This window comes from Actinacidiphila glaucinigra, assembly GCF_900188405.1.
Taxonomy (GTDB): domain Bacteria; phylum Actinomycetota; class Actinomycetes; order Streptomycetales; family Streptomycetaceae; genus Actinacidiphila; species Actinacidiphila glaucinigra.
This window is the reverse complement of sequence record NZ_FZOF01000002.1, coordinates 398,902-412,663: the sequence shown is the minus strand read 5'-3', so window position 1 is coordinate 412,663 and position 13,762 is coordinate 398,902. Positions and strand designations below refer to the sequence as shown.

Genomic DNA, 13,762 nt, shown 5'->3' with positions numbered 1-13,762 from the left:
GTGGAAGGGGTGGGGTCACCAGTTGTTGTTGTCCCGGACGATCGCCGCGCACTCCACGACGGCGCGGGCGGTGGGGGCGGGGATGGTCATGCCGTTCCTGTTCCGGACGGTGACCGTCCAGCCGTTGCCGGACCGCTGGCTCGTCAGCACGGCCAGGTCGGTGCTGCTGAGGACGAAGCCACCGCCGGTGACCTCGGTGCGCGAGGGGCAGCGCGCCGAGACGGTCTGCGTGGTGCCCGAGGGCACGATGACGGAGACACCCAGGAACTCGGCGGTCCTCAGCCGCCCGAAGTTGTCACGGTTGCCATTGCCCTGGACGGGGTTTCCGGCGGCCTCGTCGGCGACCGCGGTGGTGCGCGCGGCGGCGGAGGCGTCAGTGGGGCCAACGAATGCGGTGGTCGTGACGACCGCGGCGGCGACCGTCATGGTTCCGGCGACGCCCCAAAGCACCTTACGACGGGGTCGACCGGACATGGTCTTCTTCGCTCGTATGTTCATCTCTCTGCCTTCGAAGATGACGGAAGGAGCTCGCTCCGGGTCGAAGCGATTGCGCTCATCGTCACCTTGTGCGAGGTGTTCCGCACTTTGGGTGACCAAAGAGGATGAACGGTGCCCGGGCCGCGATCTGACGGAGCGGCGGAACGTCACTCAGTCGGCCGTCCCGGGCGGGACCACCCATCGCACGGGTTGGCCGGTGACGCCGGCGATCGTGTCGAAGTCGCCGTCGTAGTGCAGGACGGTCGCGCCGTGCCGCTCTGCGGTCGCCGCGATGATCAGGTCCGCGAGGGAGAGGGCCTTCCAGTTGCCCGCGGCGATGAGGCCCGTCTGTACGTCCAGCGCACGGTCCCAGGCCTCGTCGGGTGTGGGCAGCCAGTCGAATCCCCGCATCCCGTCGCGGATGCGGTCCGCGTCGGCCTTGGACCGTGCGCTGTGCAGCACCTCCAGTTTGACGGCGCCGCAGACGGCGAGCAGCCCCGCGTTGTGGAGAGGCTCGATCACGGCCTTCACCGAAGGTTTCGGGTAGCGCGCAAGGGCGGACTTGTCGATGAGGAAGCGGTCCCTCATGCGGCCCGGTTCGGGTCGTCCGCTGACGCGACCTCGCCGGTGAGGTCCGGAAGGCCGCCATCCTCCAGCCAGTTGAGGAACGAGGCGCGCTTGCGGCGCTTGATCGCGTCCTCCAGGGCGGCGTTCACCGTGGCGACCTTGGTCGTGGTCCCGAAGATCTCGGCCGCCTCCGCCAGCATCTGGTCGTCGACGTCTATGACGGTGCGGGTCATTCGAGCCTCCTCCGGCATGGGTGTCCGACTCAACGATATCAAAATGAGCCGTAGATGATATCGGCGGCCGCCGACGGCTTCACGTGGGGCCGTTGCCGCACGATGCCCGCGCGGACCAGCGATGCGCCGCGCGGAGCACCCGACGGGGCGTCGGATGCGGGGGCGGCGGTGGAGCAGGGCGGGCAGGGGCCGGTCCGGCCGGGGGGCAGCGGGTCGCCGCAGCCGGGGCATTCGGGGAGCGGGGCCGCCGGGGCGGCGGGGTCGCGGGCGGGGCGCGGTGCGGGGAGCTTGTCGCGCAGTCGCCGGGCGACGAAGCCGGCGGGTGAGTGGACGGTGTGCGGCAGCCCGGAGGACAGGGCGGTGCGCAGTTCCAGCTCGCTTGCCCCGTTGGCCAACCATCGGGCGGCGAGCGGGGCCAGCCGGACGGCCTCGGCCACGCCGAGGGCGAGCCTGGCCTCCCGCCGGCCAAGGCGCTGCAGCGCGGCCGCCGCGCGGGCGACCAGCGACTCGTCGGCGGGGGGCTCGGGGTGGGAGGTGTTCTCCTCCTCCTTGTTCTCCCCCTTGGGGGATGTGCCGACGGCCCGTACGGACGGCGCACCGGCGGTCAGGATGCTGCCACCCGGAGCGGCGAAGGCCGCCTCGATCTCCTCGGGGTCGCGCAACGGCACATTGGAGACGAGCACCCGGGTCGTCCAGTGGCCGGTCTCGGGGCTCTGGGTGCGGCGGGTGTGCACATAGCCCTCCGCCTCCAGCTGCTGCCGGGCCCGGCGCAGGGCGATGCGCCCCTCGGGCATCTTCTCGCCGATGGACTGCAGGGTCTCCCGGGACCCCTCCGGCAGCGAGAGCGCCCACTGCAGCAGTCGTACGGCGGTGCCGTTCAGGCGCGGATGGCGGATGAGGTCGTTCGGCGTCTGGGAGAAGAAACGGGTCGGCGGGATAGCATGGCGGATCATTTGCGGGGCTCCTTGGCGGGATAGGCCTCGTAGGTGTAGGCCCCCGCCCGGTGTTGGCGCACCACGGGGGCCGCTTCATGCGCTGGGCACGAAGCGTGATCGGCCGATTACTCTACCGGGTGTCCCGGTGTTGTCCGCGACGAAGGCGACGAACGCCGTCCAGGCCTCGCCGGTGAAGGCCAGCGCGGGTCCGGCGGGGTCCTTGGAGTCCCGCACGTGCACGGCGCCGGGGGCACGGGCGACCTCGACGCAGGCGCCGCCCTCGCTGCCGCTGAAACTGCTCTTGTACCAGGCGAGTCGGGATGTCATAGCTCCCCCGCAATCTGCTCGATCACTCTGGCGGAGTCCCCCACACTGAGGGCCTGTGAGCGGATCATCGCATAGCGCTGGTGGAGTTTGCTGACCTCGTTCCGGCCGTCCACCAGCACGCTGCGGCCCTGGACTTCGAGATAGGCGAGCAGCCGCAGATCCGGGGTCTCCAGCAGGTGCATCGGTCCGTCGAAACCCGCGTGCGCCGTGTGGGAGAGCGGCATCACCTGCACCGTGACATGGCGCAGCGCGGCGGCCTCCAGCAGCCGTCCCAACTGGCTCCGGTGGACTGCCCGTCCGCCGACCGGGCGGCGCAGCACCCACTCCTCGATGACGAAGGCGAGCTGCGGCGCCGGGGCGCGGGTCAGGAGCGACTGCCGGGCCAGCCGGGCGCGTACGCGGCGCTCGACCTCCTCGCTCTCCAGCGTCGGGCAGTAGGAGCCGAGCACGACACGGGCGTACTCCTCGGTCTGCAGCAGGCCGTTGATGACATGCGTGTCGTAGGTGTAGAGGCTCACCACCGCCCGTTCCAGCTCCGCGTACTCCTCGAACCAGGAGGGGAACTCGGCCCGTTCCAGATGGCACGCCGCGGACCGCAGCACCCCGCCGCCGTCGCCCAGCAGGACTCCCGCCTTCTCCACGAACGCCGGCGGCGGCATCCGCTCGCCGCGCTCGATCTTGACGACCAGCGACTTCGAGTAGCCCACGTGCGCAGCCAGTTCGTCGGTCGAGACCCCGCGGGCCTCCCGCAGGGACCGCGCCACGGAGCCGAACATCCGCATGCTGGCCGAGCCCTCGCCCTTCGCGGACACGGCACCACCTCCCGGTACACACGCCGTACACAGCCGCGGACCGGCCCCGACACAACTGACCAGGGGTCAGATCCGCCCTGGTCAGGCTAGCCAGAGCAGGGAACCGTTGGACCCATGACGCAGGAATCTCCACCCGCGGCGGCGATGCGCGTCGTCGCCGAGCCCGCCCGCATCGCCGAGGTCCGCCGTGCCGTGAGCGAACAGCTCCGCGCCTGGGGGCGCGAGGACCTGGCGCCCGCCGCCGTGCTGTGCGTCACGGAGATACTCGCCAACGTGCACCGGCACGCGGGCTCCCCGGAGTGCGAGCTGACCCTGGACGACCTGGCCGCGGAGGGGGTGCGGGCCGCGGTCAGCGACCGTTCGCCCGTCCTGCCGGTCCCGGCCCCCGGGCCGGCGGACTGGGCGGCCGAACGCGGGCGCGGCCTGCACCTGATCGCGGCGGCGGCCCACCGGTGGGGCGTACGTCCGACGCCCGACGGCAAGCAGGTGTGGGTGGTGCTGCGGTGAGGCCCGCCTCGTGGACCTGGCTGGACGACACGGCGTTCGGGCCGGTGGCGTTCCTGCTGCTGGCCCACCCGCAGGGGCGCGGCACGGCGGAACTCGCCGCGCTCCTCGGGCTCGCCGAGCCCGGGCGGCGGCTGCCGGAGCTCGGCGAGCGGATCACCGTCGGCGGCCCCGGGCGGGCCATGGTGCGCGGCGCGGACGGCGGGGCGCTGCTGGAGGTCGCGGCCGGTGAGCGGTGGTCCGCCTTCGTCGCGGGCGGCGGACCGGTCGCGCTCGTCGTGGGGCTCGACCCGCTCGCCCGGCGCGCTCCGCTGCCGGAGGTGGAGCTGTACCTGGCCCTGGGCACGACCGGCGGGCGCATCCGGCTGGGGATCAGCCGGCGGGCGCCCTCGCGCTCCCGCTGACCGGGGCCGCCGGCGACGCCGCCCCGGCTCAGCCGATCAGCCGGCCCGCGTGCTGCGCGGCGAGGCGGACGGGGGCGTTGGCGGCCCCGTAGCCGCGGTAGGCGGCACGCTGGACGACCTCGAAGAAGACGCGGCCCACCGTCTCGGTGTAGCAGTGCAGGAAGGCGCCGTGGGCGTCGCGGTCGTAGAGGATGCCCAGTTCGCGGTAGGTCTCCAGCTCGTCGGGGGTGAGGTCGAACCGCGCCGCGAGGTCCTCGTGGTAGTTCGCCGGAACGGCGAGCAGGCGGCCGCCCGCGGCCCGGATGCGGCGCGCGGTGGCGACGAGGTCGTCCGTGGCCAGGGCGATGTGCTGGGCGTGCGCCGTCCGGTCGTCGGAGGGCGCGGGGCCCACGCTCAGCACGATGCGGACGCCGCCGTCGGGGCTCGTGACGGCACGGCTGCGCAGCAGCCCGTAGGGGTCGGCGACGTCGACGCTCTCCTGCGGGCGGAGCCCGAGCACGCCGCGGTGGAAGAGCGCGGCCTCGTCGAAGCGGTGCCACGGCTGGGTGAGCGCCAGATGGTCGACGCGCCGGATGCCGGCGCCCCCGTCCGCGGTCCCGCCGGGGCCCAGCGGCGTGAAGTCGGCGAGCCAGCCCTCGGTTCCCGTGGTGTCGGTGGCCACGAAGAACAGCTCGGTGCCGTCGGGCGCGGCCACCGCGTCGAGCGGCGCGTCCCCGGGGGCGCGGCGGCGGGGCAGGACCGGCGCCAGCATCGCCTCCGCCCTCCGGGCGGCGCCGGACGGGTCGGGGGACTCCAGGCCGACCGCGGCGAGTTCCGGCCCCCGGCCCTCCCGCCCCTCGGCGGGCGCGGTGTTGAGCAGGACGCGGGCCTCGCCCTGCTGCCACAGCTCGACCGGCTTGCCGCGGTGCCGGGCGGTGCGGGTGAAGCCGAGTGCCCCCAGCAGCGCGGTGAGCGGCTCGGTGTCGGGCGTCACGAGTTCGGCGAAGGCGATCCCGGCGGGCACCACGGGCGGGGGCGGCGCGTCGGTGCCGACCGCCTCCTGCAGCAGCCGCAGCGAACGCTGGGCGTCCACGGCGGTGCGGCCCGCGTCCGCCTGGCGGAAGACGTCGTTGAAGACCTCCAGGGAGAGCGGCCCCTCGTACCCGGCGCGCAGGACGTGCCGCACCAGCCCGGCGACGTCGAGGCCGCCCTGCCCGGGGAAGCACCGGTAGTGGCGGCTCCACTGGAGCACGTCCATCGCCATCGGCGGGGCGTCGGCCAGCTGGAGGAAGAAGATCTTCCCGCCGGGGATGTCCTCGATGCCCTTGGGGTCGGAGCCTTTGGCGAGGATGTGGAAGCTGTCCAGGCACACCCCGAGCGCCGGGTGGTCCGCGGCCTCGACGATGCGCCAGGCGTGGTCGTAGGTGTTCACCCGACGGCCCCATGCCAGGGCCTCGTAGGCGACCTTGACCCCGTGCTCCGCGGCCAGCTCCGCCAGCCTGCGCAACTGGTCGGCGGTGAGCGCGTCGTCGTCCGGGGCGAGCGGCGAGACGCTGGAGCAGACCAGCACGGTGTCCGCGCCGAGCCGCCGCATCAGCCGGAACTTGTGCTCCGCCCGGCGCAGGTTGCGGGCGAAGACGTCCTCGGGCACCGCCTCGACGTCGCGCAGGGGCTGGTAGAGGTCGATGGCCAGCCCGAGGTCGGCGGCACGCGCCCGGATCTCCTCCGGGCCGATCGGCGCGGCCAGCAGATCGTTCTCGAAGATCTCCACACCGTCGAACCCGGCGCGGGCGGCCGCGCCGAGCTTCTCGGTGAGGGGGCCGCTGAGCGAGACGGTGGCGATGGACGTGCGCACGGGGGTTCCTCCTTGCCGCGGTGGGTCTCGGACGCCTCAGTTCCACGCACCGGCGGCGCCGGGGGCGCCCGCGGCGAGTTCCGCGATGTCGGCGAGCATCCGGGCGCTGCCGGGTTCACGGCCGGTGAAGAGCCGGAAGGCGTCCGCGGCCTGGAAGGCGGCCATGCCGCCGCCGTCGAGCGTGGCGCAGCCCGACGCGCGGGCGGTGCGCAGCAGTTCCGTCTCCAGCGGCCGGTAGACCACCTCCGCGACCCACAGCCGCGGACGCAGCAGCCGTGCCGGTAGCGGCAGTCCGGGGTGGGCGGCCATGCCGGTGGGGGTGGCGTGCACCAGGCCGTCGGCGGGGGGCAGGAGCGCGGGCAGCCCGGCGGGTACCCTGGCGGCCGCCCGGCCGGGGCCGAAGTGCCGCTCCAGGGCGGCCGCGAGGTCCGCCGCGCGGTCCGCGAGGGCGTCCACGACGGTGAGCCGCCCGGTGCCGAGGGTGAGCAGCGCGTGGGCGACGGCGGCCCCCGCGCCGCCCGCGCCGAGCTGCACGACGCTCTCCATGGGAACGTCGGGCAGGCCGCGGGCGAAGGAGGTGGCGAAGCCGGTCACATCGGTGTTGTGGCCGGTGGCGCGGCCGTCCCGGAAGACCACGGTGTTCACGGCGCCGAGCGCCTCCGCCTGCGGGGAGAGCGCGTCGAGGTGCTCGATCACCAGTTGCTTGCAGGGATGGGTGATGTTCAGCCCGTCGTAGCCCGTGTCCCGCGCGGCCCGTACGAGGCGGCCGACCGCGGAGGGCGGGACGCCGAGCACGTCGAGGTCGAGCAGCCGGTAGACCAGGCGCAGGCCCTGGCGGACCGCCTCGCGCTCATGGAGCGCGGGGCTGAGCGAGGGGCCGATGCCGGAGCCGATCAGGCCGACGAGATACGAGTCCTGGGGCACCGTGACTCCTCGATCCTCGATTAATGTACGAACTGGTTCGTTAGTAATATCAGGGCGGGGCGGCAGTGGGAAGACCGGCCGTCCGGACGCCCCCCTACAATCGCGAGCACGGGACCGAGCGAAGGAAGCGGATGGCCACTGCGGAACAGCCGGCGCGGGCGGGCGGGCGGACGCGCGACGCGGCCCGCACCCGCAACGAGATCCTCGACGTGGCCACGGAGGAGTTCGCCCGCGCCGGCTACGCCGGGGCCCGGGTCGACGAGATCGCCGCCCGCACCCGCACCACCAAGCGGATGATCTACTACTACTTCGGCGGCAAGGAGCAGCTGTTCACGGCCGTGCTGGAGCGCGCCTACTCCGTGATCCGGCAGGCCGAGCAGGACCTCGACGTGGACCACCTGGACCCGGTGGCCGCCATCCGCCGGCTCGCCGAGCTGACCTTCGACCACCACGAGGCGCACCCGGACTTCATCCGGCTGGTGAGCATCGAGAACATCCACGAGGCCGAGCACATGGCCGCCTCGGAGCAGCTCAGCGCGCTCAGTTCGCCCGCCATCGACGTGCTGCGCCGCATCCTGGCGGCCGGCCGCAGGTCCGGTCTGTTCACGGCCGACGTCGACGCCGTCGACCTGCACGCGATGATCAGCTCCTTCTGCTTCTTCCGGGTCGCCAACCGGCACACCTTCGGGGCCCTGTTCGACCGCGACCTGGTCGCCGCGGACCGCCGCGAGCACTACCGGACGATGCTCGGCGACATGGTGATCGCCTATCTGACGGCGGAGCGCACGGCCGGCTGACCGCCCGGCGCCCGGATCGCCCGGCGCCCGTCCGCCGATCGCCCGCGTACCGTCCGCCGATCCTCCGACGCGACCCCTTGACACCCGGGAGAGGCTGCCCCACCATCCGTAGCCACCCGCTATTAACTATCCAGTGGGTTAATTAGCCGGGGTCTCCGTCCGCGCCCCGGCCGGTCCCTCCCGAAGGAGCACCGCCGTGACCGTCCCCGCAGCCCATCAGGGCCAGCCGCGCAAGGCCGCACTCGCGGCCTGGATCGGCAGCGCGCTGGAGTACTACGACTTCTTCATCTACGGCAGCGCCGCCGCGCTGATCTTCCCGAAGGTCTTCTTCGACGAGTCGGACCCGGCCACGGCGACCCTGCTGTCGCTCGCCACGTTCGGAGTCGCCTACGCCGCCCGCCCCTTCGGCGCGCTCTTCCTCGGCCACTTCGGGGACCGCCTCGGACGCAAGCGGATCATGCTCTTCACGCTGCTGCTGATGGGCGTGTCGACGTTCCTCATCGGCTGCCTGCCCACCCGCGCGCAGATCGGCGGCGCGGCCCCGGTGCTCCTCGTCCTGCTCCGCGTCCTGCAGGGGATCTCCGCCGCCGGGGAGCAGGCCAGCGCCAACTCGATGACCCTGGAGCACGCACCGCCGCACCGCCGCGGCTACTTCACCAGCTTCACGCTCAACGGCACCCAGGCCGGGCAGCTGCTGGCCACCCTCGTCTTCATCCCCGTCGCGTCCCTGCCCGAGGACCAACTCCTCATCTGGGGCTGGCGGATACCGTTCTGGCTGAGCGTCGCGGTCGCCGTCGTCGGCTGGTTCATCCGCCGCAACGTCGAGGAGACCCCGGCCTTCGTGCAGCAGGCCGCCGCGGCCGAGGGCGTCGCCAGGATGCCGCTGCTCGTCCTGCTCCGCGACCACTGGGCGGACGTCCTGCGGGTGATCGCCGGCGCCCTCGTCGCGTCCGTGAGCACCATCTTCACCGTCTGGGCGCTGGCCTACGCGACCAGTGACGCGGTGGGCCTGGACCGCTCCGACATGCTGTGGGTCGGCGCCCTGGCCAACCTCGCCGCCCTCGGCGCCATCCCGTTGTGGGCCCACCTCTCCGACCGCGTCGGCCGGCGCCCCGTCTACCTCGCGGGCGCGGCCGGCAGCGCCGTGATGATGGCCGCCTACCTGTGGGCGATCTCCACCGGCTCGTACCCGCTGGTCCTGCTCTTCGGCGTGCTCGCCTTCGGTGTCGTCTACAGCGCCGCCAACGGCGTGTGGCCGTCCTTCTACGGCGAGATGTTCGCCACCCGCGTCCGCCTCTCGGGCATGGCGCTCGGCACCCAGATCGGCTTCGCCATCGCCGGGTTCGCGGTCACCTTCGCCGCGCAGATCGCCGGCCCCGACGGCGACGACTGGGGCGCGGTCGCCCTGTTCACCGCCGCCCTCTGCGTGCCCCCGGTGCTCGCCGCGCTCACCGCCCGCGAGACCCACAAGGTGCCGAGCGAACGGCTGGGCCTGCGCGAGGGCCGCCCCGCGCCGGACCGGACACCGGTCGAGGCGTAGCCCCGGCCCCGGCCCGCCCGGGCCCGCTCTAACCCAGTGCCCGGAGCTGGTCCAGGAACCACTGCTGCGGGGGGAGCGCCGTCGAGGCCGCCACGAGTCGCTTGGTGGCCTCGGCCCGCTCGCCGTGCGACACGGACAGCGCCTGGTGGAGGGCGTTGGCCGTGGCCCGGATGTCGTACGGGTTGACCACGAACGCGTCGTCGCCCAGCTCCTCGTACGCCCCCGCCTCGCGGGAGAGCACCAGCGCCACGCCGTCGTCCGAGACGACCGGGATCTCCTTGGCCACCAGGTTCATGCCGTCGCGGATCGGGTTGACCAGGGCGACGTCCGCCAGGCGGTAGGCGGCCAGGGAGCGCGCGAAGTCGTCCTTGACGTGCAGGACCACCGGCTGCCAGCCCGGCGTCGCGAACTCCTCGTTGATCTCCTCGGCCAGATCGGAGACCTCGTCCGTGTACTCCCGGTAGACGGCCAGGTCGTGGCGGGAGGGGTAGGCGAAGGCGATGTGCACCACGCGCCCCTGCCATTCGGGGTGGTCGCGCAGCAGCTGCGCGTACGCGAGCAGACCGCGCACGATGTTCTTCGACAGCTCGGTGCGGTCCACGCGCACGATGACCTTGCGGTCCGGGCCGCCCACCGCCTCCTGCAGCGCCGCCAGGCGCTCGTCCACGTCCGGCCGGTGCGCCCGCTCCCGCAGGAAGTCGGCGTCCGCGCCGAGGCCGTGCACCCCGATCCGCGTGGTGCGGCCCCTGTAGGTGATCGTGAGGCTGCCCGCGTCGCGGATGACGGAGGCGCCCAGCACGTCCGCGCAGCACGCGGCGAAGGCGTCCGCCCAGCGGCGGGTCAGGAAACAGGCCCGGTCGGCGCCGAGGATGCCGCTCAGCACCTCCGCGGCGACGTCGTCCGGCAGCAGGCGGAAGTAGTCCGGCGGGGCCCACGGGGTGTGCGAGAAGTGGCCGATGCGCAGGTCGGGGCGGCGCGAGCGGAGCAGCTGCGGCACCAGCGCCAGGTGGTAGTCCTGCACCAGCACGGCCGCGCCCTTGCCCGCCTCGTCGGCGAGCGCGTCGGCGAAGGCGGCGTTGTACGCCACGTACGCCGCCCACTGGTCACGGAAGTCCTCGTCGAAGACGGGCTCCAGCGGGGTCTGGAACAGCATGTGGTGGACGAACCACAGGACCGAGTTGGCGATGCCGTTGTAGGCCGACGCGAAGGTGTCCGCCGGGATGTCCAGCATCCGTACGTGCTGGCCGTCGGTGTCGGCGGTGGACAGCCGGCCCGCGCCCCCGGCACTGCGCAGTACGGCGGCCCGGTCCCCGTCGCCGAGGGCCGCGCAGACCCAGACGGCGTCCGCGTCCGGCCCGATGGCGCTCAGGCCCGACACGAGTCCGCCGCCGCCGCGGCGGGGAGCGAGCGTGCCGTCCTCGCGGAGGCTGTACGACACGGGGCCGCGGTTGGACGCGACCAGAACGCGCGCGGCATGCGATGCGACCATGCGGCCAGCCTAGCCACGCATGCCTGACGGCAAACGTACGAGCTAGCCCAGCCGGGGGTTTCCGGCCTCGCCCGGTTGCGGGTCGCCGCAGGTTCGGCCTGGGGGCTGCGGGCAGCCGTCCCTGGGCATGGGGGTCCCCCGGCCGAAGGCTGGGGGAGGGTGGGCGCACCCCACCCACCGGCGTGCACACGTGGGGGCACCTCCCAGCCGCCAGGCTGGGGGAGACACCCGCGGTACCGCACAGGTGCGGCGCCGTCGTGGGGGTTGCGCCAGCCCTCCCCCAGCTACCGCCGGGGGTGCCCCCAGCCTCCGGCGAGCGGCCGACCCGCAACCGGGTTACAGCGTCACGCCACCGCGCGGCGGCGGGCGTACTCGGGGACCGTGCGCATCGGGGGGCGCTCCTCCGTCGCGACCTCGTGGACGTGCGGCTCGAAACCGCCGCCCGGAGCCCGGTCGAACTGCGTGAGGAAGGGCCGCACGAGATGGCCCCGCGCCAGGCGGATCTGCGCCGTCCGGTAGATCGCCGCCGCCATGCGGCCCAGAGCCTGGCCGTCCTGGTGCCGGTGGTGACGGACGCCGACGTCGACCTGGGCCAGGGCGTCGAGCCCCACCGTGTTGAGCGCGTCCACCAGCAGCCCGAGCTCCACCCCGTACCCCACGGGGAACGGCAGCCGCTCCAGCAGCGAGCGCCGCGCCGCGTACTCCCCGCCGAGGGGCTGGACGAACCCCGCCAGCTGCGGCCAGTGCAGGTTGAGCAGCGGTCGCGCGACCAGCTCCGTCACCCGGCCGCCGCCGGCCGGGACGACCGTGCCGCCGGTCTCCAGGGGCCGGTCGTACATCGCCTTGACCAGCCGCAGGTCCGGGTCGGTGAGCAGCGGCCCGACGATCCCCGACACGAACCGCGCGTCGAACTCCCGAAGGTCGGAGTCGACGAAGCAGACGATCTCCCCGCGGGTCACGAGCAGCGAGCGCCACAGCACCTCGCCCTTGCCGGGCAGCGCGGGCAGTCGCGGCAGCACCTCGTCCCGGTGGACGACGACCGCGCCCGCGGCCGCCGCGACCTCCGCCGTGCGGTCGGTCGACCCGGAGTCCAGCACGACGAGTTCGTCGACCAGCGGCACCGCCTCGCTCATCAGCTCGCGGCGGATCGTCCCGACGATCTCCCCGACCGTGGCCTCCTCGTCGAGGGCGGGCAGCACGACGCTGACCGTGCCGCGCGCGCCCGCGGCGCGCTTGGCGGCGAGCAGTTGCGGCAGCGGCCTGTGGTCGGCGGTCCAGGACCGCCGTTGCAGCCAGCCGGCCACCTCGTCGAGCACCGGGTTGCTCCGTTTCTGCCCGTCTCGCTGGACGGACGGCCCATGACCAGGTTCGAGGTCGTCGGTTACAGTCTTGAACACGAGGCATGACCATCGTATGTCCACGGTGATCGCGCCCCGTCCGACAAATGCCCGGGCAGTACGCCCGGTGCCATACCGCTCATCCAGAGGGGCAGAGGGAACGGCCCGTTGAAGCCCCGGCAACCCTCCCGCCGACCGCGAGGTCCAGGTGGGGAAGGTGCCAATTCCGTCTCACGGCGAGATGCGTCGTGAGGAAGATGAGGAGAAAGGGCCTCGCCTGACATGGCTGCGCAGACCGTTGCATCCGCGTCCACCGATTCCGCCTTCGGCCCCGCGTCCGCGCTCTCCTGCCGCGAATGCGGAGAGCGCTTCCCGCTGGAGCCCCTGTTCGCCTGCGAGGCCTGTTTCGGGCCGCTCGAAGTGGCGTACGACCTCCCGAGCGGCGACCCCGAGACCCTCCGCAAGCGGATCGAGTCCGGGCCGAACAACATCTGGCGCTACGCGCCGCTGCTGCCCGTCCCCGCGGACGTGGCCTCCAAGCCCAACCTCAACCCGGGCTTCACCAAGCTGGTCAAGGCCGACAACCTCGCCCGCGAACTGGGCGTCACCGGCGGCCTGCACATCAAGGACGACTCAGGCAACCCGACCCACTCCTTCAAGGACCGGGTCGTCGCCATCGCCCTGGAGGCCGCCCGCACCTTCGGCCTCACCACGCTGTCCTGCTCCTCCACCGGCAACCTGGCCGGCGCCGTGGGCGCCGCGGCCGCCCGGGCCGGCTTCCGCTCCTGCGTGTTCATCCCGCACGACCTGGAGGAGGGCAAGGTCGTCATGGCCGCGGTGTACGGCGGCGAGCTGGTCGGCATCGAGGGCACCTACGACGACGTCAACCGCTTCTGCAGCGAGCTGATCGGCGACCCGATCGGCGAGGGCTGGGGCTTCGTCAACGTCAACCTGCGCCCCTACTACGGCGAGGGCTCCAAGACGCTCGCGTACGAGATCTGCGAGCAGCTGGGCTGGCGCCTGCCGGACAACATCGTCATCCCGATCGCCTCGGGCTCGCAGCTGACGAAGATCGACAAGGGTCTGCGGGAGCTGATCGCGCTCGGTCTGGTGGAGGAGAAGCCCTACCGCATCTACGGCGCCCAGGCCGAGGGCTGCTCCCCGGTCTCCACCGCCTTCAAGGCCGGCCACGACGTGGTGCGCCCGCAGAAGCCGAACACGATCGCCAAGTCGCTCGCCATCGGCAACCCGGCCGACGGCCCGTACGTGCTGGACATCGCCCGGCGCACGGGCGGCGCCGTCGAGGACGTCAACGACGAGCAGGTGGTGGACGCGATCAAGCTGCTCGCCCGGACCGAGGGCATCTTCGCCGAGACGGCCGGCGGTGTGACCGTCGGTGTGCTGCGCAAGCTCATCGAGACCGGGCAGCTCGACCCGGCCGGCGAGACCGTCGTCCTCAACACCGGCGACGGGCTCAAGACGCTGGACGCCGTCGCCCCGACCTCCCGCCCCACGGCCACCATCCGCCCGAGCCTCGACGCGTTCCGCGCCGCCGGCCTGGCCGGCTGACCCCATCGCACCG

At 73.2% G+C, this 13,762-nt stretch carries 15 protein-coding genes and 1 riboswitch; of the genes, 5 read left to right on the top strand and 10 right to left on the bottom strand.

The window, feature by feature from the left end:
- Positions 1-15: 15 nt before the first annotated feature.
- The 6 genes from CHF15_RS05850 to CHF15_RS05825 all read right to left on the bottom strand — a co-directional run bounded on the left by CHF15_RS05850 (position 16) and on the right by CHF15_RS05825 (position 3,351).
- Positions 16-474 carry a hypothetical protein gene (locus tag CHF15_RS05850; protein ID WP_143681526.1) on the bottom strand — a complete coding sequence of 153 codons (459 nt, stop codon included), beginning with the start codon at positions 472-474 and terminating at the stop codon, positions 16-18.
- A 174-nt stretch (positions 475-648) separates the two neighbouring features.
- Complete coding sequence (locus tag CHF15_RS05845) at positions 649-1,065, bottom strand: PIN domain nuclease (protein ID WP_089222517.1); 417 nt, start codon at positions 1,063-1,065, stop codon at positions 649-651.
- On the bottom strand, positions 1,062-1,277 hold the full coding sequence (locus CHF15_RS05840) for a type II toxin-antitoxin system VapB family antitoxin (RefSeq protein WP_089222516.1): 216 nt from the start codon (positions 1,275-1,277) through the stop codon (positions 1,062-1,064). The genes CHF15_RS05845 and CHF15_RS05840 overlap by 4 nt, the downstream gene beginning before the upstream one ends.
- Before the next feature lie 38 nt (positions 1,278-1,315).
- Complete coding sequence (locus tag CHF15_RS05835) at positions 1,316-2,230, bottom strand: hypothetical protein (protein WP_089222515.1); 915 nt, start codon at positions 2,228-2,230, stop codon at positions 1,316-1,318.
- Between the two features lie 75 nt (positions 2,231-2,305).
- Positions 2,306-2,539, bottom strand: a complete 234-nt coding sequence (locus CHF15_RS05830; protein WP_089222514.1) for a DUF397 domain-containing protein — start codon at positions 2,537-2,539, stop codon at positions 2,306-2,308.
- Complete coding sequence (locus CHF15_RS05825) at positions 2,536-3,351, bottom strand: helix-turn-helix domain-containing protein (protein WP_245938679.1); 816 nt, start codon at positions 3,349-3,351, stop codon at positions 2,536-2,538. Before CHF15_RS05825 ends, CHF15_RS05830 begins: the two co-directional genes overlap by 4 nt.
- Positions 3,352-3,465: 114 nt before the next feature.
- On the opposite strand from CHF15_RS05825, the gene CHF15_RS05820 reads away from it, so the two are divergent.
- Both CHF15_RS05820 and CHF15_RS05815 read left to right on the top strand, forming a co-directional pair.
- Positions 3,466-3,858 (top strand): ATP-binding protein, encoded by a 393-nt coding sequence (locus CHF15_RS05820; RefSeq protein ID WP_245938678.1) that lies wholly within the window; start codon positions 3,466-3,468, stop codon positions 3,856-3,858.
- Positions 3,855-4,259, top strand: coding sequence for a hypothetical protein (locus CHF15_RS05815; protein ID WP_089222512.1), 405 nt, complete (start codon positions 3,855-3,857; stop codon positions 4,257-4,259). Before CHF15_RS05820 ends, CHF15_RS05815 begins: the two co-directional genes overlap by 4 nt.
- A gap of 28 nt (positions 4,260-4,287) precedes the next feature.
- Here CHF15_RS05815 and CHF15_RS05810 read toward each other — a convergent pair whose 3' ends face one another.
- Together CHF15_RS05810 and CHF15_RS05805 are read right to left on the bottom strand one after the other, a co-directional pair.
- Positions 4,288-6,093 (bottom strand): bifunctional sugar phosphate isomerase/epimerase/4-hydroxyphenylpyruvate dioxygenase family protein, encoded by a 1,806-nt coding sequence (locus CHF15_RS05810; protein ID WP_089222511.1) that lies wholly within the window; start codon positions 6,091-6,093, stop codon positions 4,288-4,290.
- A 36-nt stretch (positions 6,094-6,129) separates the two neighbouring features.
- Positions 6,130-7,017 carry a shikimate dehydrogenase gene (locus CHF15_RS05805; protein WP_089222510.1) on the bottom strand — a complete coding sequence of 296 codons (888 nt, stop codon included), beginning with the start codon at positions 7,015-7,017 and terminating at the stop codon, positions 6,130-6,132.
- A gap of 131 nt (positions 7,018-7,148) precedes the next feature.
- Between CHF15_RS05805 and CHF15_RS05800 the strand changes: the two genes are divergently transcribed.
- Positions 7,149-7,814 carry a TetR/AcrR family transcriptional regulator gene (locus CHF15_RS05800; protein WP_089222509.1) on the top strand — a complete coding sequence of 222 codons (666 nt, stop codon included), beginning with the start codon at positions 7,149-7,151 and terminating at the stop codon, positions 7,812-7,814.
- Between the two features lie 196 nt (positions 7,815-8,010).
- Positions 8,011-9,354 carry an MFS transporter gene (locus CHF15_RS05795; protein ID WP_089222508.1) on the top strand — a complete coding sequence of 448 codons (1,344 nt, stop codon included), beginning with the start codon at positions 8,011-8,013 and terminating at the stop codon, positions 9,352-9,354.
- Positions 9,355-9,382: 28 nt separating this feature from the next.
- Here the strand turns inward: CHF15_RS05795 and CHF15_RS05790 are convergent, their stop codons facing one another.
- Positions 9,383-10,843 carry an alpha,alpha-trehalose-phosphate synthase (UDP-forming) gene (locus CHF15_RS05790; RefSeq protein WP_089222507.1) on the bottom strand — a complete coding sequence of 487 codons (1,461 nt, stop codon included), beginning with the start codon at positions 10,841-10,843 and terminating at the stop codon, positions 9,383-9,385.
- Between the two features lie 344 nt (positions 10,844-11,187).
- The gene (locus CHF15_RS05785; protein WP_089222506.1) at positions 11,188-12,159 is read right to left on the bottom strand and encodes a glucosyl-3-phosphoglycerate synthase; all 972 of its coding nucleotides are present in this window, start codon (positions 12,157-12,159) and stop codon (positions 11,188-11,190) included.
- Positions 12,160-12,316: 157 nt separating this feature from the next.
- Positions 12,317-12,444, top strand: a riboswitch (SAM riboswitch).
- A gap of 18 nt (positions 12,445-12,462) precedes the next feature.
- Between CHF15_RS05785 and thrC the strand changes: the two genes are divergently transcribed.
- The gene (gene thrC, locus CHF15_RS05780) at positions 12,463-13,749 is read left to right on the top strand and encodes a threonine synthase (protein WP_089222505.1); all 1,287 of its coding nucleotides are present in this window, start codon (positions 12,463-12,465) and stop codon (positions 13,747-13,749) included.
- Positions 13,750-13,762: the final 13 nt, after the last annotated feature.

What these genes read in the sequence shown, in the direction of transcription:
- CHF15_RS05850 (WP_143681526.1), bottom strand. Translation starts at nt 474, where the DNA reads ATGTCCGGTCGACCCCGTCGTAAGGTGCTTTGGGGCGTCGCCGGAACC.
- CHF15_RS05845 (WP_089222517.1), bottom strand. Translation starts at nt 1,065, where the DNA reads ATGAGGGACCGCTTCCTCATCGACAAGTCCGCCCTTGCGCGCTACCCG.
- CHF15_RS05840 (WP_089222516.1), bottom strand. Translation starts at nt 1,277, where the DNA reads ATGACCCGCACCGTCATAGACGTCGACGACCAGATGCTGGCGGAGGCG.
- CHF15_RS05835 (WP_089222515.1), bottom strand. Translation starts at nt 2,230, where the DNA reads ATGATCCGCCATGCTATCCCGCCGACCCGTTTCTTCTCCCAGACGCCG.
- CHF15_RS05830 (WP_089222514.1), bottom strand. Translation starts at nt 2,539, where the DNA reads ATGACATCCCGACTCGCCTGGTACAAGAGCAGTTTCAGCGGCAGCGAG.
- CHF15_RS05820 (WP_245938678.1), top strand. Translation starts at nt 3,466, where the DNA reads ATGACGCAGGAATCTCCACCCGCGGCGGCGATGCGCGTCGTCGCCGAG.
- CHF15_RS05800 (WP_089222509.1), top strand. Translation starts at nt 7,149, where the DNA reads ATGGCCACTGCGGAACAGCCGGCGCGGGCGGGCGGGCGGACGCGCGAC.
- CHF15_RS05790 (WP_089222507.1), bottom strand. Translation starts at nt 10,843, where the DNA reads ATGGTCGCATCGCATGCCGCGCGCGTTCTGGTCGCGTCCAACCGCGGC.
- thrC (WP_089222505.1), top strand. Translation starts at nt 12,463, where the DNA reads ATGGCTGCGCAGACCGTTGCATCCGCGTCCACCGATTCCGCCTTCGGC.